Source organism: Aquamicrobium sp. LC103 (genome assembly GCF_001014615.2).
Lineage (GTDB): Bacteria > Pseudomonadota > Alphaproteobacteria > Rhizobiales > Rhizobiaceae > LBCQ02.
This window is the reverse complement of the sequence record NZ_LBCQ02000004.1, coordinates 172353-193076: the sequence shown is the minus strand read 5'-3', so window position 1 is coordinate 193076 and position 20724 is coordinate 172353. Positions and strand designations below refer to the sequence as shown.

The following is a 20724-nucleotide window of genomic DNA, read 5'->3' as shown; positions in this document are numbered from 1 at the left end:
GGCCGGGTTTCCGGGACTACGGACAAAATGGATATTTCACGCGCGGAACAGCGCATTCTGCACCTGCTCGCGCAGGGCGGATGGATCGAGCTCGAAAAGAACGACGAGGGGCGGGTCGACACCGCCCACTGTCACACGAGGGATGGCTGGCGCTTCGCCGGCTTCGACCTCGAACTCTTAAGGAAGCTGAAACGCAAGAAGGCGGTCGCCTCGGCCGCCGGCGGGCCCTATCGCATCACCCGCCGGGGGCTGGAACTGGTGCGGGCGCGGCCCGACAACCGCTGACGCCTCGAACCAGGCCCGCCGGTGCGCCCGCATCGGCGGGCCTTCCCGCCTCAGGCGGTGGCGATATAGGTGCGGATCTCCTGCGCCTCGCGCTCGACATCCTCGATGCGCCGCTTCACCACGTCGCCGATCGACACGATCCCGTAGAGGCTGCCGTCCTTCTCGACCGGAAGATGGCGGAAACGGCCGCGGGTCATGATCTCCATCACCTCGTTGACCGTGTGGCTTTCCCTGCAGGTGTTGACCTTGGCGGTCATCACCTTGTCGACGGTCAGTTGCAGCGCCTCCGCGCCCGCCTCGCCGATCGCGCGCACGATATCGCGCTCGGAGAGGATTCCGAGTATGCGCTTGTCTCCCTTCGTGACGATGACCGCGCCGATGCGCTTTTCCCGGAGCAGCCGCGCGGCCTCCTCGACAGTGGCGCTGGGATCGAGCGTCACCACATCGTGACCTTTTTCATCCAGAATTGCCCTGACAGTCATAGCGCGCTCCTCTCGGCTGATGCCACAAAGCTTCTCGTCCGTCCAAGGACGAACCTCCCGCCTTTTGTATGGTGCGACGTGTGTCGCGGCTTTTCAAGGCCCCTTGTTCTTTGCGGCAAAGCGACTAAGAGGGGCGAATATTGTCTCGCGCCGGCCTTTCTACATGATACCGAAGATCATCCACTATGTGTGGGTTGGAACCAGCCCGAAATCCGAACTCGTGGAAAGGTGCATCGAGAGCTGGCGCCGCCATCTTCCCGGCTACGAGATCGTCGAATGGAACAATGAGCGTTTCGCGGAGCTCGACAATCGCTACGCCCGCGAAGCCTTCGCCGCCGGCAAATGGGCCTTCGTCTCCGACTATATCCGCCTCTACACGCTCAGCCGGTACGGCGGGTTCTATTTCGACAGCGACCTCGAGGTCACGGGCGATCTGGAGCGGTTCCGCGGCCATCGCTTCGTCACCGGCTTCGAGAACTACCAGGGGAAATTCGCCCCGATAACCGCGCTGATGGCGGCGGAACCGGGAAACGGGATCGTCGAGGAACTGCTCGCCGCCTATGATGGCCGCAGCTTCCTCAAGGCGAACGGAAAATACGACCTTTCCCCCAACACGGACGCCATCACCAGGCATTTCCAATCGCGCTTCGGCGTCACCCCGCCCTTCCACGGCTCGTCCACGCTGACATTGGCTGAAGGCTGCACGGTGTTCCCGAGCTTCTTCTTCTGCACCCCCGAGGACGGCAGGGAAAATTTCGCCATCCACCATTTCAACGGTTCGTGGATCGGCAACTACTCGCGAAAGCTCACGATCAGCCTCTTCGGCCACCGGCTCAGCCTGGTGAAGAAGAAGCGCGAGACCTCCTTCGACAATCTCGTCGGAGACAGGGAGCGGCTCGTCTTCAGCAAAAGGCTGTCTCCGCGCTTCCATTTGCTGCTCGCCAGGCGCGTGAACGTGCCGGCGGTCGGCCCCGCGCGTCAGTCCAATCGGGGATGATGGCACGAACCTGGGAGAACGCCGGGAACGGGAGCGGCCGTCCCGCTCCCAGCGTCGCAAGAATCGGGTCGCGGATGCGCGCGTCGGCAACTATGCTTGGACAAGGAGGTGAAGTCATGCGCAAGACCTATTCAGCTCCCTACTTCGAGCACTTTCGCGATGAATGGCATCTTTCCCCGGCGCTCGACGCTGGCGAGTTCGTGTTCTTTTCCGGGATTACGGGATGCCGCGCCGACGGCTCCGTGGCGGAGAATCCGGAGGCGCAGTTTCGGGACGCATTTCGGTTTCTCGGCGAAACGCTTGAGGCTGCGAAGCTTGGATTTGAGGACGTGGTCGAGATGACGACCTACCACGTGGGATTGCGACAGCATCTCGACGCGTTCGTCAAGGTGAAGGACGAGTTCGTCAAACCGCCCTATCCCGCGTGGTCGGCAATCGGGATAACGGAGCTGATAACCGAAGGGACCCTGGCGGAAATCCGCGTGATCTGCAGGCGTCGCGGCGGAGCCTGAGGCCGCGATCTAGACGCTTCCGCCCCTCGTTGGCGGTTCGGACATGCCCGCCTTGCGGTCGAACAGCCTCACGGCGAGGAAGCCCGCGAGGAAGCCGCCTATATGGGCTTCCCAGGCGATCCGCGCGTCGCCACCGGGAGTTCCGAAGCCGAAGCCCGCGAGCAGGTTGACCGCCATCCACACCGCGAGAAAGGTCAGCGCCATGCGCGAGCTGAAGACCTCCGGGATCGAAAGGATCCTTCCCGCGAACGCGCCCTTGCCTTTGCTGCGGTCGATGCGGAATCCGAACCGCGCCGCCGCGCCCATCATCCCCGAAATCGCGCCCGAGGCCCCGACCAGCGGCGCCTGATCGAGCGGGTGGAGCACGTAGTGCAGGCCGACGGCCGCCAGCGACGTGAACGCCCAGAACAATAGGAAGCGGCCCGCGCCGATGCGGTTCGCAAGCGGCGAGCCGAACGCGGCGAGCCAGATCACGTTGACGGCGAGATGGGCGAAGCCGCCATGCAGGAAGGCATAGCTGAAAGGGCTCACAAACGCCCATATATCAATGAGATAACGTCCGGAATAACGTTCCGGGATGAAGGCGAGACGCAAAATGAGCTGCAGATCCTGCGCTTGGTCGAGCAGATAGAGGCGGGCCAGGTGGACGCCGACGCAGGCCGCGATCAGCCAAACGACCACGGCGGGCATGTTGAAGATCGGCTCGCGGCCCCTCGCCTCTTCGGCCTGGTCAATCCCTTCGGGTCGGCCGTCCGGGCCAGCTTCGCTCATCTTCCGTCCGATCGTCGTTCGTCAGTTGGGATCGTCCCACGCGGGTATCAGAACGGTCGCCAAATAGAAAGGCCGCCCAGGGTATCCCCTGAACGGCCTGCCGAGCCCCCTGCTCGTCCCCTGAAGCTTTTTGACTGAACGCCCGTGCTGAAGCGCTGTCCTCATGGAGTAGAGCCCTTGATTGCCACGGCGCCCGCCGGCCCGCAATCGAAACCATTTGTTAACCTTAACGACCCTCAGAACCGTTAACAACGGCGCACGGGACTGGCACACAACCTGCTTGGCCGGGCATGTAGACCGTCGGAGGGCTTCGATTCTGTTCACCGATGGCACATCCGCAAAGGTCTAGGGAGCCGCGCCAAAACATGAATCAGGATGGATCGATCGCCTTGTTCCGATACTGGGACACCTTGCGGGACGGACGGCCCGCCCCGAGGCGTACCGAGATAGAGCCGGCGGAGATAAAATCGCTGCTGGCCGACACCTTCATCCTCGAAAAGGATACACGCGGCGAAGCGATCTTCCGGCTTGCCGGCACCCGGCTGTGCGCCACCTACGGGCGCGAGCTCAAGGGCTACGCCTTCCCGCTGATCTGGTCGACGCGCGACCAGCGCATGATCGCCCGGCTCGCCTTCAGCGTTTTCCAGGAAAAGGCGGTTGTCGTCGTCACCTTCGCCGGCGCCAGCCGCGGCGACAACACGCTTTCCTTCGAGATGATCCTGCTGCCGCTCGAGGGCGGGCTCGGCAGCCCGCGCCTGCTCGGCGCGATAACGCCGGCTTCCAAGCCCTTCTGGCTCGGTGCCGATCCGATCGTGGAAAACCGCATCGACACGTTGCGCGTGGTCGATCCCGAACGCGAGCAGGTCTTTCTCGGCAGCCGCGCCTCCATCAAGGTTCCCTCGATCGCGCCCGGCGCCGGTTCCATGCTGCGCGACGGAGGCGCGCCCGGCGAAGGCGGACGCCGCATCCGCCACCTGATCGTCTTCGACGGCGGTCGCGAAGGTTAACGCGAAGGCCCTTCTCCCCCCTCGGCTTACCCCTTGTTAACCGGCAATCACTACGATCCGCGCGACCATTCCGCGTGGCGGAACAATTTTATCGGCGGGGCGACGATAGCATGGGGATTGCGGCGACACACATCGCGCCGTCGAGGGCGGAACGGCGGAACTTTCAGCGCGTCCGCGTCAAGGTCTACGGACGCTTCATGCTCGAGGACCGCTCTGAATATCCCTGCCATGTCATCGACATGTCGCCCGGCAACGTCGCCTTCCGCGCCGATCGCAGCGGCGAGATCGGCGAGCGCGTCATCGCCTATCTCGACCATATCGGCCGCATCGAGGGCGCGGTGACCCGCATCTTCGACGGGGGCTTCGCCATGACGATCGTGGCGTCCGAGCGCAAGCGCGACAAGCTCGCCGCCCAGCTCACCTGGCTTGCCAACAAGCACGAGCTCGACCTTCCGGAGGACCGCCGCCACGAGCGCGTGGCGCCGCGCAACCCGATGAGCATGCTCGTGCTTTCCGACGGCCGCCAGTATCAATGCCGCATAATCGATCTGTCGCTTTCCGGCGCGGCCGTCGAGATCGACGTCAAGCCGGCGCTCGGCGTGCTGGTGACGCTCGGCACGATGCGCGGTCAGGTCGTGCGCCATTTCGAGGACGGCATCGCGATCGAGTTCGCGGTCGTCCAGAGGCCGGAAACCCTCGACGCCGAGTTCAACCGCGCGGGCAGGAATTGAGGCCGGGCGGCTATTCCACGCGCTCGCCGTTCCTCAGGCGGTAGCTCGGCTGGTACATCGTCACCAGTTCCTCCGCCGCCGTCGGGTGAACCGCCATCGTGCCGTCGAAATCCTCCTTGGTCAGCCGCGCCTTGACCGCGATGCCCAGAAGCTGCGCCATCTCGCCCGCGTCAACGCCGAGCACATGCGCGCCCACCACGCGGCGCGTCGTCGCGTCCACCACCAGCTTCATGATCATGCGTTCCTGCCGGCCGGACAGCGTGTGCCGCATCGGCCGGAACTCCGCGCGGTAGATTTCGAGCTCGTCGAAACGTTTGGCCGCCTCGTCCTCGGAAAGCCCGACCGTGCCGATCTCCGGCTGCGAGAAGACCGCCGTCGCGATCGCATCGAAATCGGGCGGCGTCGGCCTGTCCCTGAAGACGGTGTCGACGAAGCACATCGCCTCGTGGATCGCGACCGGCGTGAGCTGCACGCGGTTGGTCACGTCGCCGATGGCGTAGATGTTGTCGACATTGGTGCGCGATAGCTCGTCGACGACGATCTCGCCGATCGGCCCGGTCTCCACGCCGGCGGCCTCCAGCCCCAGCCCTTCCGTATTCGGCGAGCGCCCGATCGCCAGCATCATCTGGTCCGCGACGATGATTTCGTCGTCAGACAGCCTCACCTCCAGGCGCCCGTCGGGCCGCTTGACGATGCCCTTCGAGATCGTGTGGCAGAGAATGCGGATGCCCTTCCTCTCCATCTCCCTGTGAACGCCGCGCCGCATGTCCATGTCGAAGCGGCCGAGAATTTCCTTGCCGCGATAGATCAGCGTCGTCTCCACGCCGAGCCCGTGGAAGATGTTGGCGAACTCGACGGCGATATAACCGCCGCCGGCGATCACGATCGACTTCGGCAGTTCGGGAAGGTCGAAGGCTTCGTTGGAGGAGATGCAATATTCGTTGCCGGGCAGCGCCTCGTGCATGTTGGGACGCCCGCCGGTCGCGATCAGTATATGGCGCGCGGTGACGGTGCGGTTCTCGGAGACGATGCGGACCGTGTGCCGGTCGTCGAGCACGGCGCGGCTCTCGAATATCTCGGCGCCGGCATTTTCCAGCCCCTTGCGGTAGAGCCCTTCGAGCCGTGCGATCTCGCGGTCCTTGTTGGCGACGAGCGTACGCCAGTCGAAGGACGTTTCGCCGACCGTCCAGCCATATCCCGCCGAATCCTCGAAATGTTCGGGAAACTGCGAGGCATAGACATAGAGCTTCTTCGGCACGCAGCCGCGGATGACGCAGGTGCCGCCGAAGCGATACTCCTCGGCGATCGCCACCTTCTTGCCCAGCGCCGCCGACACCCGGCCGGCGCGCACGCCGCCCGACCCTCCCCCGATCACGAAAAGGTCGTAGTCGAACTCGCTCATGCGCCTGCTCCGGAATTTCTGTAGCATCGGGCCGAAGTGGAATCCGATTTTCGGCTATTCCGATGCTCACCAATCTGTTGTGGCCCGGCAAAGACCTAAGCATCGCGCGGGCAAAAGAAAAGCCCGGAACGGGTGTCCGGGCCATCCTTCGAAACGGAACCTGTCGATCCAGGCGGATCACTGATTGGCGGTCGTGCCCTGCCCTTCGGGAAGATTTGCCGTCGGGGCAGCCTTGGAAAGCACCTCGGCAACCTGCTGGGCAAGGTCGCGCGCAACGCCGCGCTGCCAGATCTCGGCCGCGCGGCCGACCTCGCGGGCGATGATCGGGCCGTCTTCGAGCAGCTTCTGACCGGTGTCGGAGGAGTAGAACTCGCCTATCTCCTTCAACTGCTGCTCGTTGAAGACCTTGGCATAGGCGAGAGCCGCCTCGCGCTCCAGGTCGGAACGGCGCTTCGCCAGTTCCAGCGTCTTCTCGTCGACGGTGGACGAGATCAGCGACTGCATGTCCGGATTCTTTTGTATCAGCTCCGCCTTCAGCGCCTGCGCGGCGCGCGGCAGGATAAGGTCGAACTCGTCGGTGGCGCCGACCGAATCGATGGCCGCTCGCGCCGCGGCGAGATGGCTGTCCGAAATCTCTTGCGCATGGGCGGTTTGGGCCATCGCCAAGAGCACTGCTGCCATAGCGGCCCGGCGTGCGCATTTGACCAGCATCATGATCGTGAAAGCTCCCTGTTTTGTCACGCGGCGTGCAAGGTTTTGACGCCGTCCGCGTCCGCCACCACCGCAGCGTCCGCTATCCCCAGAAATAGACCATGCTCGACCACGCCCGGAATGGCATGCAGAGCATCAGACAGCGCTCTTGTATCCGGAATGCGGCCAAAAGATGCGTCTATGATGAAATGACCGCCGTCGGTGAGGAACGGCGCGCCGTCCCGCATCCTCAATTGCAGCGGCCCGGAAAGCCCGAGCGCGGTCGCCGCGCGGGAAATCGCCAGTTCCGTGGCCTTGAGCCCGAACGGGTTGACCTCGATCGGCAGCGGAAAGCGGCCGAGCGTATCCACAAGTTTCGACGCGTCGGCGATCACGATCATGCGATCGGAGGCCGCCGCCACGATCTTTTCGCGCAACAGCGCGCCGCCGCCGCCCTTGACGAGCGTCAGCTGCGGATCGATCTCGTCCGCGCCGTCGATGGTGAGGTCGAGCGCCGGCATCTCGTCGAGCGTGGACAGCGGCACACCGAGGTCACGGCACAGCGTCGCGGTGCGTTCCGACGTCGGCACCCCTGTGATTTTCATCCCCGCCGCCACCTCGACGGCGAGCACGCGCACGAATTCCTCGGCGGTGGAACCGGAACCGATTCCGAGCTTCATGCCGTCCCTGACATGCGAAAGCGCCACGCGCGCGGCTTCAATCTTGAGTGTTCTTGCATCCATCGCGAGGCCTTTCTCCCTGCCCCGCTCTAGCAGTTTTACGGCCACGGGCAAATGTTTTTGCGCCCGTGGCGACGAAGCCGATGCCTTCGGCGGGCGTGGCGCGCGTCCCGGGCCCGCCGCCGGGACCGGGACGCCGCGACCGGGCCTCAGGCGGCCGCGACCTCGATGCCGCCATCGTGGATGACGACGATCGGGCTGCCGTCGCGGACGTTGCCGTGCAGGTGGACGACGTCCTGATTGATCATGCGGATGCAGCCGGACGAGACGGCGCGGCCGATCGACCAGGGCTGATGGGTCCCGTGGACGCGATAGAGCGTGTCGCGCCCGTTCTGGTGAATGTAGAGGGCGCGCGCGCCGAGCGGGTTCGTCGGCCCCGGATCCATACCGCCATTGGCGATGCTGTAGGGTTCGAGTTCCGGCTGGCGCTCGACCATTGAATCCGGCGGCGTCCAGCGCGGCCAGACGCGCTTGTAGGCGACGACGGCGCGCCCCTGCCACGCGAAGCCTTCGCGACCGACGCCGATGCCGTAGCGCATAGCCCGTCCGCCGGGCTTCACGTGATAGAGATATTTCGCCGCCGTATCGACGACGAGCGTGCCGGGCTTCTCGGCGGTGGGATAGTCGACTTCCTCACGCCACCATTGCGGCCCCATCTGCGAGACGTCGACGGCGGGAACGGAGAATTGCTCCTCGGGAAGCGCCTGGTACATCAGCGGCCTCGCGGGCGGCGGAGGCGGAGGCGCCGGCTCCGGTGCCGGGGGGCTCCGAAGCGTGGACATACAGCCGGAAAGGGTGAGCGCGCCCGCCCCGACGAGGAATGCGCGACGGGCGACGAGGCCGGATCCGCGCTGGGCGGCCGAATGAAGCTTGGACATTTTCGATACTCATATGATCAGGTTCGCCGACCGCAGGAAGCGTGGCCCGCAAAACGATGAAAAGATTGGCCGATCGGCCGTTCAGGCGGAAAGGAGCAGGCCGCGCGGAGGTCGGTCCGGAAGGAAGGAAAGCTTGCTCGCCTCGGCCTGTGGCTTGCGGTCGATGTAGCCCGAAGCAACGGCCGGCACGCCGAACCGCATCGCCTCGGGAAGAATGGCGCAGGCTCCGCCGCACGGCACGACGGTTGCATGCTCGGTCGAGGAAGACGCTGTATCGCGCGCGTCGTCCTTCTGTTGGAACTGCGCCAGCTTCTCGCAGAACCGGACGTTCTGATGGGCGTGCGCGGCCGACAGCGCCGGGCCGAAAACGGCCGCGCAGGCGATGATCAGGATCAGGACGGACCTCAGACGTTCCATGTCAGCCGGGCTAGGCAGGGAAAATGGCGAGAATGTTGCAGCGTTGCCCGCCGGAGCCCGCCGAACGGTGCGCGCGCCGCGAGATGTGGCCTTGCTGCCACAGTCGGTCCCGCTGCCCGATGGTCGCGGAACCTTGCCGCGGCGAGGAACGCGGGTTATCCATGCGCATCTTTCAAACCAACGGAAAAAACGAGATGACAAAGCCGATCGTCGTGTTCGACCTCGACGGTACCCTGATCGACACCGCCCCCGATCTGCTTGCCAGCCTGAATCACTGCCTGGAGATCGCCGGGCTGATCAGGGCCGAGCAGACGGCCCTGCGCCGTTTCGTCGGCATGGGCGGCCGCGTCATGATCGAGCGCGCCTTCGCCGCCCAGCAGAAGACGTTGGCGGAACGACAGCTCGACGAGCTGCAGGCCGCCTTCCTGTCGCACTACGGCGACAACATACCGGGCGGCTCGATGCCCTATCCCGGCGTCGTCGACGCACTCGACCGTTTCGAGGCGGCGGGCTACATCGCCGCCGTCTGCACCAACAAATACGAAAAGCTCTCCACGGCGCTGATCAGCGCGCTCGGGCTCGACCACCGATTCGAGGCGATCTGCGGCGCCGACACCTTCGCTTTCCGCAAGCCCGATCCCCGTCACCTGCTCTCGACCATCGAGAAGGCGGGCGGCGACCGGCGTCATGCGATCATGATCGGCGATTCGCAGACCGACATCGACACGGCCAAGGCCGCCGGCATCCCCGTCGTCGCCGTCGATTTCGGCTATACCGACCGCCATGTGCGCGAATTCGAACCGTCCCGCGTGATCTCGCATTTCGACGAACTCACCGTCGAAATGGCCGAAAGCCTGATCTTCGCCGCGGCGCGCTGATCCGTTCTTGACTCGACCCCGGACCCGCCCTTATATCGCGGCTCCTCGGGGCCGAAGCGGTCCTCGGCGGGCGCGTAGCTCAGCGGGAGAGCACACCCTTCACACGGGTGGGGTCACAGGTTCAATCCCTGTCGCGCCCACCATGCGGCCGAACGGCCGGCATGGGATGAAAGACAGTCTTCCAGAACTCGCACACCCGGTTTCGTTCTGCGTGCGAAACCGGTTTAGCTGGAATTTCTTCCGCGCGTCCCGACGACCGGTTCTGGACTGACGCGGCCGTCCTCGGGCAGCCGGTGCATTGCTACCAAATGGTAGGTGCACGGCGCGCTGACTATCCGTAGGCTGAGACGCCTCAACTTGGGCTTGAGGTAAAAATGAAGATCTACGTCGAGCCGGCCAAAAGGCCCGGTAGAAGAAAACTCATCAGCCGCCAAACGCTGAGTGCATCCGACATCGAGCGAGACGGTGAATGCCTCGTCCTCTCGTTCGAGGCCGACGGCATCTACGACGCTTCCCGATACCGGTATACGATCGAGCTTTGCCCCGAGTGTATCGCCGCTCTCAAGGATGCGCTGGCGCGGCCATCCCCTTGAGCGGGGACGGCATGGCATTGCACTTTCGCGCGTGTTACCAGAACGTTTCCGTCATGCAGAAAGGATGCCCGATGCTTACGAGATGCATTGCGCTCGCGTTATTCACCAGCCTTGTCACCAGTCCCGCCTCGGCGGCCCTGGCCGGCTACTACGACAGCGCAAGGGTCTTGCACGCCGTTCTCGGTCATGACGACGTCGCCGACGCGCTACGCCAGCAGCCGATCGCAACCATCACGCAGACGGAAGATGGCTACCGGCTTGAAAGCCGCGACTGTGCCGTCGAGGTCGTCGTGCATCGGGAGGCAGGCTCCCAGCCAGGCCCAGGCTCGTTTCGGCTTGATGTGGGCCAGGGAAAATGCGCCGCCGGCGACTGAGGCATTCCTCGAACCGTCGAGGCAAATGAGGATTGCAAATCCTCGGTTTGCTTGAATGCTCCGCCCGGGACGGCACGCATGCCCCTTCCGTTTGAAACGACCGGCGATGAGACCATGCCGCGCCGCAGACCGGCTTCGCGCCTTGCGATCGCCGATGCTCAGATGCTCGGCGCGCGCAGGCTCTCGACCTTGGCGAGCGCTTCGAGCACTTTCGCGTCGCGCCCGTAGACGTCGTGGTGGTAGTGAACCTCGCCCGCCGCATCCGGCCACGCGGTGAAATAGGCGACGTAGACCGGAACCTTGACGTCGAGATTGGCGCGCGAATTACGTCCGTTGAACCGCTGATCGAGCCGGCCGCGATCCCAGCCGAGCACGGCGGCCGCCATGGCGCGGGGGTCCTGCAGGCGTATGCAGCCATTGCTGACGGCGCGGCTGTCGCGGCCGAACAGGTGCTTTTCCGGCGTGTCGTGCATGTAGATCGCATGCTTGTTGGGGAACATGATCTTCAGTTCGCCCAGCGCGTTGCCGGCACCCGGCCGCTGGCGCACGCTGTAGGGTACGTTGGCGCCGTACTGGCCCCAGCCGATCGCGGAGGAAGGAATCGTCTGTCCCTTCGAATTCACCACCTCGAAGCCGTTGCGGTCGAGATAGGAAGGATCGCTGTAGAGCTTCGGCAGGTATTTGTTGACGAGGATCGAGCGCGGCACGCCCCAATAGGGATGGAACTCGACATAGGAGATCTCGTCCTTGAAGAAATAGGTCTGGGTCGCCAGGCTGCCGACCACCGTGCGCATCGACAGCTTCTCCTTGCCGCCCTCGACATAGGTCGCGTCCATGGCCGGCGTGTTGAGGAAGACGTAGCGGTCGCCGAAATCCGACGGCAGCCAGCGGAGCTGTTCCAGCGCCACCTCCACCTTGGCGATGCGCGAGGCCTTCGAATCGCCCGCCAGCACCTGCACCGTGCGGGGGCCGATCACCCCGTCGTCCTTGAGCCCGGCGGCGAGCTGGGCCGCCTTGATGACCGGAATCAGTTCCTGGGCATAGGTCTCGCTGCCGAGATGGCGCGTCAGCGTCTCGCCATGCGCCGTCCGGAAGGCTGCGTCGGCCTTCGCCGAAATCAGGCTGAGAATCTTCGGAAATTCGGGGTTGCTCTCGCCGGGACGAACCAGCGTGTCGGGCGCGATTACGATTTCGTTCTCGGTACTTGCGCGCAGCATCTCGAGCTCCACGCGCAGCGCCTTGTAGAACGCGTTCCGCGGGTGCTGGCCTTCGAGGAAGGCCGCGACGTCGTCGCTCGTACGGGCCTTTTCCAGCAAGCCGGCATGGTCCACAGGCTCGATCTTGAAATCGTGATAGCCCGACAGCCGGTTGGGATCGACGCGGCCGGAACGGGCGTCGCGCGCGTAGCGCAGCATGCGCGCCGAAAGCGTCATCTCGAACCGCGCCATGCCTTCCGCGGTCAGCTTGCCCTCCTCTCCGGAGCCATTCGGCACCGTGACCGAATAGTCGGCCGGATCGAGCCCGTGGCTGCGGGCGTCGCCCAGCACCGTCAACGCTTCCCGCGCCCTGTCGTTGGGCTTGCCGTCGCTCACCCAGATGAAGCTCGGATTGGCGGCATAATGCGCCGCGATCGCCTCGGCGGCGCCCTTCTCGGCGAAGAGCTCGAAGGACTGAAGGGAGGCGATCTCCTCGGCTGTCAGCGTCTCGGAAATCACCGCCACGGCGGAAATCGCCGCCACCGCGCCGGTGCCGGCCTCGATCTCGCGCCTTTCGGATGCGGTTTCGGCCGCAGCCTCGGTCGCGGCCGTCCGAGGCTGCCCGGCCGCCTCGCCGCTATCGTCGGATGCCCCCTGCCGATCCGCAGCTTCCGGCATTTCTTCCCGAACGCCGCTCGACGCGGCGGTCGCTTCGTCGGTGTCCGATTCGACCTTCTCCGTCGCGCCGACCGTGCCTGGATCGATCGAGGCCGGATGCGGAGCGAGCGCGCCCATGGCGAGGGCAAGAGCGGAAAAATCCACCCGCACCAGGCTGTCGGTCTTGTAGTCGTAATATTGCGGACCGGAAACGCGCGGCGGCGGCGCGGCGCGTCTCGCGGGGGCGGTGGCCGCCGGCACGGCGCGAGCAGCGGGAGCCGCCTGCGGCGGCGGCGCCTGGCGTTCGACCTGCGGCCCGCTCCGGTTCACGTTGAAGAACCTTTCGAGCAGGGTCTGCGCCGACGCCGGAGCCGCGCTCAACGCCAGCACCACCGCCAGCGAGCTGCACGAGAAAGCCAGGCGATCACGCCGCAAGAACTTCATTTCAAACCCCTTCCTTCGAGCGCGCCGCGTGTTTCACGCCGCAGCGAATTTCCCCTGGTCGCTGCCACCGCAATCGCGCTTTTCGAACGCCATAGCATGATTCCCGTGTCTTCCCGACGAAGCTTGGCGGCCGTTGCCTCGGGAACTGCGAGAAAGATCGATTCGGGCATGTGAGGCGGACCGCCGCGGGAGGCCGACCATGCGCGCCCATGGTTAAGGAAGGCTTGCCGGCGCGGCTATTTCCGGCAGGCGTCCGATAAACTTCCGGTGAGCCCGCCCGGCGCGCTCGCCGCCGCCACCTTGCGCCCGTGCCGCGCGGGCGGCATGATCCCCGAAGCCGGCTCATCGGCTCGAAGGAATAGGAGAAGGCCGATGAAGAAGGGTTACAAGGCGCTGCTGGAAGAGGCGAATGCCGAGATCGAAGCGGTGAGCCCGCAGCAAGCCGAGCGGATGGCGCGGGATGGCGACGTGGTTCTGGTCGACCTGCGCGACATCCGCGAGTTGAAGCGCGAAGGCCGCATTTCCGGCGCGGAGCATTGTCCTCGCGGCATGCTCGAATTCTGGATCGATCCCGAAAGCCCCTATCACAAGCCGGTGTTCTCGTCCGGCAGGACCTTCATCTTCTTCTGCGCCGCCGGTTGGCGTTCGGCGCTTGCCACCAAGACGGCGCAGGACATGGGCCTGTCGCCGGTCAAGCATATCGAAGGAGGTTTTTCCGCCTGGAAGGAGGCCGGCCTGCCGGTGGATCTGCCGGACGAGCGCAAATCGTGACGCCCGCGCGCGGCAGCTCACGCGGCGTTGGCGCGCGCGGCGGGTTCCGCCGCGAAGGCGGCAACCGCCGCAGTCACCTCGCCGTCCGCAAGTATGCGGCGATGCCCCCTGCCCGGCGCCCGCATCAGGCGCACGTGACGGCCGGCATCCTCGAACTGGCGCGCATTCTCGAAGGAAATCTCCTTGTCGTCCGGTGCGTGGACGACGAGCGTCGGTATGCCGAGTTCGCGCAGTTGCGTCGCGGCGACATAATCCTCCAGCGGCCGGCCGGCGACCACCTGCACCCGCTCGGCAAGCGCGGTCTGCGTGCGCGGCCCGAGCTTGAGGAAACGGCCGAAATCCTCGAAGAGCGCCGGCATCGAGCTCGGCGAGGCGATCAGCACCAGCCGCTGCGCGGATATTGGATCGAAACCCCTGACGGAACCGGCCGCGGCATTCACGGCCACCGCGCCGCCGAAGGAATGCCCGACGACCGCCTGGAACGGACCCAGCCACTGCGCCGTGGCGTGCACCGCGGCTACCGCGACGGCCATGTTGAGATAGCGGCCGGACGACGCACCGTGACCGGGAAGGTCGAGCGAGATCACGCGAAACCCTTCGTCGCGAAGGCTTTCGACGACGCGCCGCATATGTTCGGTGCGCGAGCCCCAGCCGTGGATGACGAGCGCGCGCGGCGCGCCCTCGGCGGCGGGGCGGAAATCATGCGCCGTGACCCTGCCGTAATTGGTGGTGAGGCAGTGGTGGCGCGCCTCGGCCATGAAGGCTGCGGCATCGGCGATCATGCTTGCTTCCTTGCCCGAAACCCGATTTGGATCGGCGGTACGGCAGAAGAGGGCGAAGGCGGCGCGGCCGGAAAGCCGCGGCGCGAAATGTTCGGCAACGGAGAAGATGCTGCGAATGACCTGGAAACCGAAAGTCGCCATGATTGCGGCCCTTGAATTTGTTCAAGTTTGAACAAGATAGTTCAAACATGAACAACAAACAAGCCCTTCCCTGGGACAATCCCCGTTTCAAGAACTGGATCGCGCTGGTGCGCGCGGAGAAGGCCGTTGTGCGCGAGCTGACGCGCTCGCTGGCCACGCTCGATCTGAAGATCGGCCAGCTCGACGTCCTCATGAACCTCTATCGCCATCCGGGCATGTCGCAGCACGATCTCGCGCGGCGGCTTCTGGTCGGCCGCTCGAACATAACCATGCTGCTGCCGCAGCTCGAAAGTCAGGGTCTGCTGCGCCGCGAGGGCGACGCCAGGGACAAGCGCGTCATGCGCCTCTTCCTCACCGAGGACGGCGAGACGAAGCTGATGGAGGCGCTGAAGCTCTACACCGAGCTGATCGACCGGGTCATGGCACAGTCGACGCCGGCCCAGTGCGACGCGATGGGAGAGCAGATGCGCCGCATCTCGGAGATGCTCAAGGAAGACTAGGGATCGTCATCGCGGCGCGGCGATGATGATCACCGCGCCGACGAGAGCGATCGAGGCGCCCACCACGTCCCAGCGGTCCGGCGAAAATCCCTCGAACAGGCGCAGCCACAAAAGCGAGGCGAGGATGTAGACGCCGCCATAGGCGGCATAGGTGCGCCCGGCGGCCTCGCTGTCGACCAGGGTCAGCAGCCAGGCGAACAGCACCAGCGACGCCACGCCCGGCACCAGCCACAGCGCCGATTTGCCGAGCCTGAGCCAGGCCCAGAACGCATAGCAGCCGGCAATCTCGGCGAGCGCCGCGCCGGCGAAGGCGAGCGCGCTTCTCATCCGCGACGCATCGCAGCTTCAGCAGGAGCGAAAGCAGCAGTGCCGCGCATGGTCACCACATCGTCTTCCTTGCGCGTTCCGGCCACTCCTCGTCGTATGCAGCGCCGTCTATGCGCTGGCGGCTGGTCGAGGTGAGGATCTGGCCGGGCGTCGGCAGGCTTTTCGGATCGACGTGCCCCTCCGCGCTCCACAGTCGCGAGCGGTGGATGGCCCGGGCACACTGAAAATACACGGACTGCACCTCGATGACGATCACCGAGCGCGGCGCCTTCTCCTCCACCGCGAAGCTCGCGAGCAGGTCCGGATCGGTCGATAGCCACGCCCGCCCGTTGACGCGCAGCGTCGTGCCCGAGCCCGGCACCAGGAAGAGCAGCCCCACCCTGCCGTCGCGCACGATGTTGCGCAGCGAATCGACCCGGTTGTTGCCGCGCCTGTCGGGCATCATCAGCGTGCGTTCGTCATCGATGCGCACGAAGCCGGCCAGATCGCCCCGCGGCGAGCAGTCGAGACCTTCCGGTCCCGAAGTTGCGAGCGCGACAAAGGGCGAAGCCTCGATATAGGCGGCATATTCCGGAATGATGCGGTCGAGTTCCTTGACCAGCGACGCCTCGCCGGGCTTGCCGTAAATTTCCTCGAGTTCTTCTACCGTCGCGATTTTCGTCATGCTCATGGTTCCCGGCTCAGTCCCTTTTCGGCCAGCTCGTCGAGATAGCTTTGCCAGCGCTCTTCCTTCTCATGTCCGAGCGTGTGGAAATAATCCCACGTGAATATTCCGGTATCATGAAGGTCGTCGAAAGTTATGCGCACCGCATAGTTTCCGACCGGCTCGATCTTGAGGATGGCGACGTTCCTCTTGCCGGGAACCGTGACGCGCTGCTCGGGCGAATGTCCCTGCACCTCGGCGGACGGTGAAAGCACGCGCAGCATTTCCGCCGGCAGTTCGAAAGCCGCGTGCCCCGGGAAGGTCACGCTCAGAAGACGGCGATCCTTCGATACGCGCAATTCCGTGGGAGCGGTCATGTCTTCACCCTGTTTCTTTCCTGACACCGGCCTATCGCCGGATCGGCCGAATTGCAAAGGCTCAATTCGCGCGGCGCGTCCGCCGCGTTGCGGTCGCCCGCCCGCGGATGCTATGAAGATGGAAAAGCGGCTTGAAACCCGGCGCCGGACCACCGACATTGGCGGCATGGGCAGCGCGAAAGCAAAAGGTACGGAAAGATCGAATGAGCTTTGCCGGCAGCATGATTGATCCCTTCGGGCGCTCCATCAGCTATCTGCGCGTTTCCGTGACGGATCGCTGCGACTTCCGCTGCACCTACTGCATGGCGGAAGACATGAAGTTCCTCCCCAAGAAGGATCTTCTGAGCCTGGAGGAGCTCGACCGGCTCTGCACCGTCTTCATCGAGAAGGGCGTCAGGAAGCTGCGGCTGACCGGCGGCGAGCCGCTGGTGCGCAAGAACATCATGCACCTCGTCCACGAGCTTTCGCGCCATCTGGAAAGCGGCGCGCTGGAAGAGCTGACGCTCACCACCAACGGCTCCCAGCTCTATCGCTTCGCCGCGGAGCTCGCCGCCTGCGGCGTGAAGCGCATCAATGTCTCGCTCGACACGCTCGACGCCGACAAGTTCCGCACCATCACCCGCTGGGGCGATTTCTCGCGCGTCATGGCCGGCATCGACGCCGCGCAGGAAGCCGGCCTCAAGGTCAAGCTCAACGCCGTGGCGCTCAAGGGCTTCAACGATGCGGAAATTCCCGACATGCTGCGCTGGGCGCATGGCCGCGGAATGGATCTGACGGTGATCGAGACGATGCCGATGGGCGAGATCGACGCCGACCGCACCGACCAGTACCTGCCGCTGTCCAAGCTCAGGGCCGACCTCGAGCGCCAGTTCACGCTCGCCGACATTCCCTACAAGACCGGCGGCCCGGCCCGCTATGTCGAGGTCGAGGAGACCGGCGGACGGCTCGGCTTCATCACCCCGATGACGCATAATTTCTGCGAAAGCTGCAATCGCGTCCGCCTCACCTGCACCGGCACGCTCTATATGTGCCTCGGCCAGGAGGACGCCGCCGATCTGCGCGCGCCGCTGCGCGCCTCGGAAGGCAACGAACTTCTCTCGTCCGCGATCGACGAGGCCATCGGACGCAAGCCCAAGGGCCATGACTTCGTCATCGACCGTCGCACCCGCCGCCCGGCCGTTTCCCGCCACATGAGCGTGACCGGCGGCTGACCGGCCGATCCCGCGGCTTCGGGTTTTTGCCGGCGCATTCGTCGTTCTGGACCATTCGATTGCGGTTGTGCTTTCCCATGTGGATGCTACACCCGTGAAAAACCTCCGGAAACGCTCGCTTTGGCCCTCTCACCGAATATGCGTGCAGCCTTGTTCATGGTCGTCTCCATGGCGGGCTTCACGATCAATGACGCGATCACCAAGACCTTGGTGGTCTCCATGAACCAGGGACAGGTAATGCTGGTGCGCGGCCTGTTCGCTACGGCGCTGGTCCTCGTTCTCGCCCTGCCGCAGGGCGCCTTGCGCGCGCCGCGCAGGCTTGCCCATCCGATGATCGCGCTGAGAATCGTCGGCGAGCTCGGCGGCACCATCACGTTCCTTCTGGCGCTCGCCCATCTGCCGCTCGCCAACGTCTCGGCGATCCTGCAGGCCCTGCCGCTCGCCGTCACCATGGGAGCGGCGCTTTTCCTTGGCGAAACCGTGGGGTGGCGGCGTTGGCTGGCGATCGCGGTGGGCTTTGCCGGCGTGCTTATCGTCATCCGTCCCGGCTACGAGGGCTTCAACGCCTTCTCGCTGCTGGCGCTCTCCACAGTGGTCTTCTGCGCCGTCCGCGACCTCGCCACCAAACGCATACCCCAGGAAATCCCTTCACTGATGGTCTCGACCGTCACGGCCGCCGCCGTCACCGTGGCCGGCGGCCTGCTGATCGTTCCGATGGGCGGATGGTCGCCGATGACCTTGCAGGAGACGGGCTCCCTGGTCGCGGCGGCCGCCCTGCTCATCCTGGGCTACCAGTGCATCATCACGGCCATGCGCCTCGGCGACATCTCCTTCGTTGCGCCGTTCCGGTATACGGCGCTGTTCTGGGCGATCCTGCTTGGCTATTTCATCTTCTCCGACGTGCCCGACATGCCGATGGTCGTCGGCGCGCTCGTCATCGTCTGCTCGGGCCTCTACACGCTCTATCGCGAGCGCAAGGTCGGGCGCCGGCAGCCCGCCGCCGAAAGCACCGGCCCGACCATGGCGCCCGACGGCATCTGAGCCCGTCGCGGCCTGACCAGGAGAATTCGAGCGGTAATCGAGATAGGTTTCACAACATGCTGATTCACCTGGAAGTTTGATGTCCGATCGCCTTTCCCACCGCCTGACGCCGCCGCACATACTGACGCTGGTCATCGCGACCGCCACCGGCACGTTGGCGATGAACGTGTTCCTGCCGTCGCTTCCGGGAATGGCGCGTCATTTCGACGTCGACTACGGCGTCATGCAGCTTGCCGTCTCGCTCTATCTCGCCGCCACGGCCCTGCTCCAGCTTGCCATCGGCCCGGCCTCCGACCGGTTCGGCCGCCGCCCGGTCATGCTCTCCTGCTTCGGCATCTTTCTCCTCGGCTCGCTCGGCGCGCTCTACGCGCCGACGGTCGAGTTCCTGCTGCTTGCCCGCATGCTCCAGGCCTTCTCGGCCGCCGGCATGGTCTTGTCGCGCGCCATCGTCCGCGACACGGTCGGCACCGACCAGGCCGCCAGCAAGATCGGCTACATCACCATGGGCATGGCGCTCGTGCCGATGATCGCGCCGGTCGTCGGCGGCTTTCTCGACGAGCTCTATGGCTGGCACGCCAATTTCATCATGATCCTGGTATGCGGCATGCTCTCCTTCGTCATCGTCTATCTCGACCTGGGCGAGACCAACCACAACCGTTCGGCGAGCCTGCTGTCCCAGGTCGGCAGCTATCCCGAGCTGTTCCGGTCGCGGCGTTTCTGGGGCTACACGGCGACGGCGGCCTTCGCGTCGGGAACCTTCTTCGCCTTCCTCGGCGGCGGTCCTTACGTCGCCACGCAGATCCTCGGCCTGCGTCCTTCCGAATACGGGCTCTATTTCGCGATCCTGTCCTGCGGCTACATGCTCGGAAACTTCCTGTCGGGCCGATATTCCCGGCGGCTGGGCATCAACACGATGATGCTCTCCGGCAACATCGTCGCGGCCCTCGGCATGGCGGTATCGCTCCTCCTCTTCGCCTTCGGCTACCATCACGCGATCGCCGTCTTCGGCCCGGTCGCGCTGGTCGGCGTCGGCAACGGCATGACCCTCCCCAATGCCAATGCCGGCCTCGTCAGCGTGCGGCCGCATCTGGCCGGCAGCGCGTCGGGGCTCGGCGGCGCCCTGCAGATCGGCGGCGGCGCGGCACTTTCGGTGGTGGCCGGCGCCCTCCTCTCCCCCACCAGCGGCCCCACGCCGCTTTTATGGGTCATGTTCATTTCATCGTTGCTGGCGGTCTTCGCCTCCTTGTACGTTGTCCATGTGGCACGCCGGGCAGGCAGCATATGAAGCAACGCGTCCTTGGCATCACCGGCTGGAAGAATTCCGGCAAGACGACGCTCACCGAACGTCTGGTCGGCGAGCTCGTCCGGCGCGGCTGGAAGGTCTCGACCGTCAAGCACGCGCATCACGATTTCGACATCGACAGGCAAGGCACGGATTCCCATCGCCACCGGCTCGCGGGCGCGAGCGAGGTCGCCATCGCCTCCGGCCGCCGCTGGGCGCTGATGCACGAGCTCCATGGCGACGACGAGCCGAAGCTCGACGAGATCCTCGGCCGGCTTTCGCCTTGCGATCTCGTGATCGTGGAAGGCTACAAGCGCGAAGGGCACGCGAAGATCGAAACCCGCCGCCGCGAGGCGAAGGACACCGTCCCCCTGTCGGCGACAGACCCGCGGATCGTGGCGGTCGCCAGCGATTTTCCGGTGAGCGGCGAGGCGGTGCCGGTCTTCGATCTCGACGACATCTCGGCGATCGCCGATTTCGCGGAGAAAACCGCGGGCTTGCGCGGTTCCGACTGACGTTGCGGAAGCGTTTCGGGGCGCCCCAGGAGGCGCTTTCACCATTGCTTTTCGACAAGAAAGAATGGGAATATCGGCCT

General features: G+C 65.1%; 26 protein-coding genes and 1 tRNA gene. 15 read left to right on the top strand and 12 right to left on the bottom strand.

Annotated features, from left to right (window positions below; translation table 11 throughout):
* The first annotated feature begins 27 nt into the window (after positions 1 to 27).
* Positions 28 to 285, top strand: a complete 258-nt coding sequence (locus tag XW59_RS09710; RefSeq protein WP_047144749.1) for a YjhX family toxin — start codon at positions 28 to 30, stop codon at positions 283 to 285.
* 50 nt (positions 286 to 335) lie between these two features.
* On the opposite strand, the gene XW59_RS09705 is transcribed toward XW59_RS09710, so the two are convergent.
* Positions 336 to 767 (bottom strand): CBS domain-containing protein, encoded by a 432-nt coding sequence (locus XW59_RS09705; protein WP_047144748.1) that lies wholly within the window; start codon positions 765 to 767, stop codon positions 336 to 338.
* 163 nt (positions 768 to 930) lie between these two features.
* Between XW59_RS09705 and XW59_RS09700 the strand changes: the two genes are divergently transcribed.
* Together XW59_RS09700 and XW59_RS09695 are read left to right on the top strand one after the other, a co-directional pair.
* Positions 931 to 1764 carry a glycosyltransferase gene (locus XW59_RS09700; protein ID WP_052958075.1) on the top strand — a complete coding sequence of 278 codons (834 nt, stop codon included), beginning with the start codon at positions 931 to 933 and terminating at the stop codon, positions 1762 to 1764.
* Positions 1765 to 1838: 74 nt separating this feature from the next.
* Positions 1839 to 2276 (top strand): RidA family protein, encoded by a 438-nt coding sequence (locus XW59_RS09695; RefSeq protein ID WP_206077698.1) that lies wholly within the window; start codon positions 1839 to 1841, stop codon positions 2274 to 2276.
* Between the two features lie 9 nt (positions 2277 to 2285).
* On the opposite strand, the gene XW59_RS09690 is transcribed toward XW59_RS09695, so the two are convergent.
* Positions 2286 to 3047 carry a rhomboid family intramembrane serine protease gene (locus tag XW59_RS09690; RefSeq protein ID WP_047144746.1) on the bottom strand — a complete coding sequence of 254 codons (762 nt, stop codon included), beginning with the start codon at positions 3045 to 3047 and terminating at the stop codon, positions 2286 to 2288.
* A gap of 365 nt (positions 3048 to 3412) precedes the next feature.
* Between XW59_RS09690 and XW59_RS09685 the strand changes: the two genes are divergently transcribed.
* Positions 3413 to 4054, top strand: coding sequence for a PAS domain-containing protein (locus tag XW59_RS09685; protein WP_047144745.1), 642 nt, complete (start codon positions 3413 to 3415; stop codon positions 4052 to 4054).
* A 110-nt stretch (positions 4055 to 4164) separates the two neighbouring features.
* Positions 4165 to 4785 carry a PilZ domain-containing protein gene (locus XW59_RS09680; protein WP_047144744.1) on the top strand — a complete coding sequence of 207 codons (621 nt, stop codon included), beginning with the start codon at positions 4165 to 4167 and terminating at the stop codon, positions 4783 to 4785.
* A gap of 10 nt (positions 4786 to 4795) precedes the next feature.
* Here the strand turns inward: XW59_RS09680 and gor are convergent, their stop codons facing one another.
* The 5 genes from gor to XW59_RS09655 form a co-directional block, all read right to left on the bottom strand.
* Positions 4796 to 6187, bottom strand: a complete 1392-nt coding sequence (gene gor, locus XW59_RS09675; protein WP_047144743.1) for a glutathione-disulfide reductase — start codon at positions 6185 to 6187, stop codon at positions 4796 to 4798.
* A 177-nt stretch (positions 6188 to 6364) separates the two neighbouring features.
* The gene (locus XW59_RS09670; protein ID WP_246666048.1) at positions 6365 to 6847 is read right to left on the bottom strand and encodes a DUF2059 domain-containing protein; all 483 of its coding nucleotides are present in this window, start codon (positions 6845 to 6847) and stop codon (positions 6365 to 6367) included.
* Positions 6848 to 6924: 77 nt separating this feature from the next.
* Complete coding sequence (rpiA, locus tag XW59_RS09665) at positions 6925 to 7620, bottom strand: ribose-5-phosphate isomerase RpiA (RefSeq protein ID WP_047144741.1); 696 nt, start codon at positions 7618 to 7620, stop codon at positions 6925 to 6927.
* 146 nt (positions 7621 to 7766) lie between these two features.
* Complete coding sequence (locus XW59_RS09660; RefSeq protein ID WP_047144740.1) at positions 7767 to 8495, bottom strand: L,D-transpeptidase; 729 nt, start codon at positions 8493 to 8495, stop codon at positions 7767 to 7769.
* An 81-nt stretch (positions 8496 to 8576) separates the two neighbouring features.
* Complete coding sequence (locus XW59_RS09655; RefSeq protein WP_047144739.1) at positions 8577 to 8912, bottom strand: hypothetical protein; 336 nt, start codon at positions 8910 to 8912, stop codon at positions 8577 to 8579.
* Between the two features lie 194 nt (positions 8913 to 9106).
* On the opposite strand from XW59_RS09655, the gene XW59_RS09650 reads away from it, so the two are divergent.
* The 4 genes from XW59_RS09650 (at position 9107) to XW59_RS09635 (ending at position 10757) form a co-directional block, all read left to right on the top strand.
* Entirely contained in the window at positions 9107 to 9790 is a 684-nt protein-coding gene (locus tag XW59_RS09650) for a phosphoglycolate phosphatase (protein ID WP_047144963.1), read from the top strand.
* Positions 9791 to 9858: 68 nt separating this feature from the next.
* Positions 9859 to 9933: transfer RNA gene (locus XW59_RS09645), tRNA-Val, on the top strand.
* Positions 9934 to 10164: 231 nt separating this feature from the next.
* Entirely contained in the window at positions 10165 to 10383 is a 219-nt protein-coding gene (locus XW59_RS09640) for a hypothetical protein (RefSeq protein ID WP_047144738.1), read from the top strand.
* A 71-nt stretch (positions 10384 to 10454) separates the two neighbouring features.
* Positions 10455 to 10757, top strand: a complete 303-nt coding sequence (locus tag XW59_RS09635; RefSeq protein WP_136068090.1) for a hypothetical protein — start codon at positions 10455 to 10457, stop codon at positions 10755 to 10757.
* 158 nt (positions 10758 to 10915) lie between these two features.
* On the opposite strand, the gene XW59_RS09630 is transcribed toward XW59_RS09635, so the two are convergent.
* Positions 10916 to 13054, bottom strand: coding sequence for a L,D-transpeptidase family protein (locus XW59_RS09630; RefSeq protein WP_047144736.1), 2139 nt, complete (start codon positions 13052 to 13054; stop codon positions 10916 to 10918).
* Positions 13055 to 13426: 372 nt separating this feature from the next.
* Here XW59_RS09630 and XW59_RS09625 point away from each other — a divergent pair, with 372 nt between their 5' ends.
* On the top strand, positions 13427 to 13825 hold the full coding sequence (locus XW59_RS09625; protein ID WP_047144735.1) for a rhodanese-like domain-containing protein: 399 nt from the start codon (positions 13427 to 13429) through the stop codon (positions 13823 to 13825).
* A gap of 17 nt (positions 13826 to 13842) precedes the next feature.
* On the opposite strand, the gene XW59_RS09620 is transcribed toward XW59_RS09625, so the two are convergent.
* Positions 13843 to 14748, bottom strand: a complete 906-nt coding sequence (locus XW59_RS09620; RefSeq protein ID WP_047144734.1) for an alpha/beta hydrolase — start codon at positions 14746 to 14748, stop codon at positions 13843 to 13845.
* A gap of 47 nt (positions 14749 to 14795) precedes the next feature.
* On the opposite strand from XW59_RS09620, the gene XW59_RS09615 reads away from it, so the two are divergent.
* Positions 14796 to 15248 (top strand): MarR family transcriptional regulator, encoded by a 453-nt coding sequence (locus XW59_RS09615; protein ID WP_047144733.1) that lies wholly within the window; start codon positions 14796 to 14798, stop codon positions 15246 to 15248.
* Between the two features lie 6 nt (positions 15249 to 15254).
* Here the strand turns inward: XW59_RS09615 and XW59_RS09610 are convergent, their stop codons facing one another.
* The 3 genes from XW59_RS09610 to XW59_RS09600 are packed head-to-tail and all read right to left on the bottom strand — an operon-like array spanning position 15255 to position 16595.
* Positions 15255 to 15575, bottom strand: a complete 321-nt coding sequence (locus tag XW59_RS09610; protein WP_047144732.1) for a YnfA family protein — start codon at positions 15573 to 15575, stop codon at positions 15255 to 15257.
* A gap of 52 nt (positions 15576 to 15627) precedes the next feature.
* The gene (locus XW59_RS09605) at positions 15628 to 16239 is read right to left on the bottom strand and encodes a pyridoxamine 5'-phosphate oxidase family protein (RefSeq protein WP_047144731.1); all 612 of its coding nucleotides are present in this window, start codon (positions 16237 to 16239) and stop codon (positions 15628 to 15630) included.
* Between the two features lie 2 nt (positions 16240 to 16241).
* The gene (locus XW59_RS09600) at positions 16242 to 16595 is read right to left on the bottom strand and encodes a DUF971 domain-containing protein (RefSeq protein ID WP_047144962.1); all 354 of its coding nucleotides are present in this window, start codon (positions 16593 to 16595) and stop codon (positions 16242 to 16244) included.
* Between the two features lie 203 nt (positions 16596 to 16798).
* On the opposite strand from XW59_RS09600, the gene moaA reads away from it, so the two are divergent.
* From moaA to mobB, 4 genes are all read left to right on the top strand, one after another.
* Positions 16799 to 17806 carry a GTP 3',8-cyclase MoaA gene (moaA, locus tag XW59_RS09595; RefSeq protein ID WP_047144730.1) on the top strand — a complete coding sequence of 336 codons (1008 nt, stop codon included), beginning with the start codon at positions 16799 to 16801 and terminating at the stop codon, positions 17804 to 17806.
* A 120-nt stretch (positions 17807 to 17926) separates the two neighbouring features.
* Complete coding sequence (locus XW59_RS09590) at positions 17927 to 18847, top strand: DMT family transporter (RefSeq protein WP_047144729.1); 921 nt, start codon at positions 17927 to 17929, stop codon at positions 18845 to 18847.
* 79 nt (positions 18848 to 18926) lie between these two features.
* The gene (locus XW59_RS09585; RefSeq protein WP_137327005.1) at positions 18927 to 20132 is read left to right on the top strand and encodes a multidrug effflux MFS transporter; all 1206 of its coding nucleotides are present in this window, start codon (positions 18927 to 18929) and stop codon (positions 20130 to 20132) included.
* A complete protein-coding gene (gene mobB, locus XW59_RS09580; protein ID WP_047144727.1) occupies positions 20129 to 20644 on the top strand; it encodes a molybdopterin-guanine dinucleotide biosynthesis protein B in 516 nt (171 codons plus the stop codon). Before XW59_RS09585 ends, mobB begins: the two co-directional genes overlap by 4 nt.
* The last annotated feature ends 80 nt before the right edge of the window (positions 20645 to 20724 follow it).

What these genes read in the sequence shown, in the direction of transcription:
- XW59_RS09600 (WP_047144962.1), bottom strand. Translation starts at nt 16,595, where the DNA reads ATGACCGCTCCCACGGAATTGCGCGTATCGAAGGATCGCCGTCTTCTG.
- XW59_RS09685 (WP_047144745.1), top strand. Translation starts at nt 3,413, where the DNA reads ATGAATCAGGATGGATCGATCGCCTTGTTCCGATACTGGGACACCTTG.
- XW59_RS09585 (WP_137327005.1), top strand. Translation starts at nt 18,927, where the DNA reads ATGTCCGATCGCCTTTCCCACCGCCTGACGCCGCCGCACATACTGACG.
- XW59_RS09705 (WP_047144748.1), bottom strand. Translation starts at nt 767, where the DNA reads ATGACTGTCAGGGCAATTCTGGATGAAAAAGGTCACGATGTGGTGACG.
- XW59_RS09605 (WP_047144731.1), bottom strand. Translation starts at nt 16,239, where the DNA reads ATGACGAAAATCGCGACGGTAGAAGAACTCGAGGAAATTTACGGCAAG.
- mobB (WP_047144727.1), top strand. Translation starts at nt 20,129, where the DNA reads ATGAAGCAACGCGTCCTTGGCATCACCGGCTGGAAGAATTCCGGCAAG.
- XW59_RS09660 (WP_047144740.1), bottom strand. Translation starts at nt 8,495, where the DNA reads ATGTCCAAGCTTCATTCGGCCGCCCAGCGCGGATCCGGCCTCGTCGCC.
- moaA (WP_047144730.1), top strand. Translation starts at nt 16,799, where the DNA reads ATGAGCTTTGCCGGCAGCATGATTGATCCCTTCGGGCGCTCCATCAGC.
- XW59_RS09640 (WP_047144738.1), top strand. Translation starts at nt 10,165, where the DNA reads ATGAAGATCTACGTCGAGCCGGCCAAAAGGCCCGGTAGAAGAAAACTC.
- rpiA (WP_047144741.1), bottom strand. Translation starts at nt 7,620, where the DNA reads ATGGATGCAAGAACACTCAAGATTGAAGCCGCGCGCGTGGCGCTTTCG.
- XW59_RS09610 (WP_047144732.1), bottom strand. Translation starts at nt 15,575, where the DNA reads ATGAGAAGCGCGCTCGCCTTCGCCGGCGCGGCGCTCGCCGAGATTGCC.
- XW59_RS09700 (WP_052958075.1), top strand. Translation starts at nt 931, where the DNA reads ATGATACCGAAGATCATCCACTATGTGTGGGTTGGAACCAGCCCGAAA.
- XW59_RS09615 (WP_047144733.1), top strand. Translation starts at nt 14,796, where the DNA reads ATGAACAACAAACAAGCCCTTCCCTGGGACAATCCCCGTTTCAAGAAC.
- XW59_RS09655 (WP_047144739.1), bottom strand. Translation starts at nt 8,912, where the DNA reads ATGGAACGTCTGAGGTCCGTCCTGATCCTGATCATCGCCTGCGCGGCC.
- XW59_RS09630 (WP_047144736.1), bottom strand. Translation starts at nt 13,054, where the DNA reads ATGAAGTTCTTGCGGCGTGATCGCCTGGCTTTCTCGTGCAGCTCGCTG.
- XW59_RS09670 (WP_246666048.1), bottom strand. Translation starts at nt 6,847, where the DNA reads ATGGCCCAAACCGCCCATGCGCAAGAGATTTCGGACAGCCATCTCGCC.
- XW59_RS09695 (WP_206077698.1), top strand. Translation starts at nt 1,839, where the DNA reads ATGCGCGCGTCGGCAACTATGCTTGGACAAGGAGGTGAAGTCATGCGC.
- XW59_RS09625 (WP_047144735.1), top strand. Translation starts at nt 13,427, where the DNA reads ATGAAGAAGGGTTACAAGGCGCTGCTGGAAGAGGCGAATGCCGAGATC.
- gor (WP_047144743.1), bottom strand. Translation starts at nt 6,187, where the DNA reads ATGAGCGAGTTCGACTACGACCTTTTCGTGATCGGGGGAGGGTCGGGC.
- XW59_RS09690 (WP_047144746.1), bottom strand. Translation starts at nt 3,047, where the DNA reads ATGAGCGAAGCTGGCCCGGACGGCCGACCCGAAGGGATTGACCAGGCC.
- XW59_RS09710 (WP_047144749.1), top strand. Translation starts at nt 28, where the DNA reads ATGGATATTTCACGCGCGGAACAGCGCATTCTGCACCTGCTCGCGCAG.
- XW59_RS09650 (WP_047144963.1), top strand. Translation starts at nt 9,107, where the DNA reads ATGACAAAGCCGATCGTCGTGTTCGACCTCGACGGTACCCTGATCGAC.
- XW59_RS09620 (WP_047144734.1), bottom strand. Translation starts at nt 14,748, where the DNA reads ATGGCGACTTTCGGTTTCCAGGTCATTCGCAGCATCTTCTCCGTTGCC.
- XW59_RS09680 (WP_047144744.1), top strand. Translation starts at nt 4,165, where the DNA reads ATGGGGATTGCGGCGACACACATCGCGCCGTCGAGGGCGGAACGGCGG.
- XW59_RS09635 (WP_136068090.1), top strand. Translation starts at nt 10,455, where the DNA reads ATGCTTACGAGATGCATTGCGCTCGCGTTATTCACCAGCCTTGTCACC.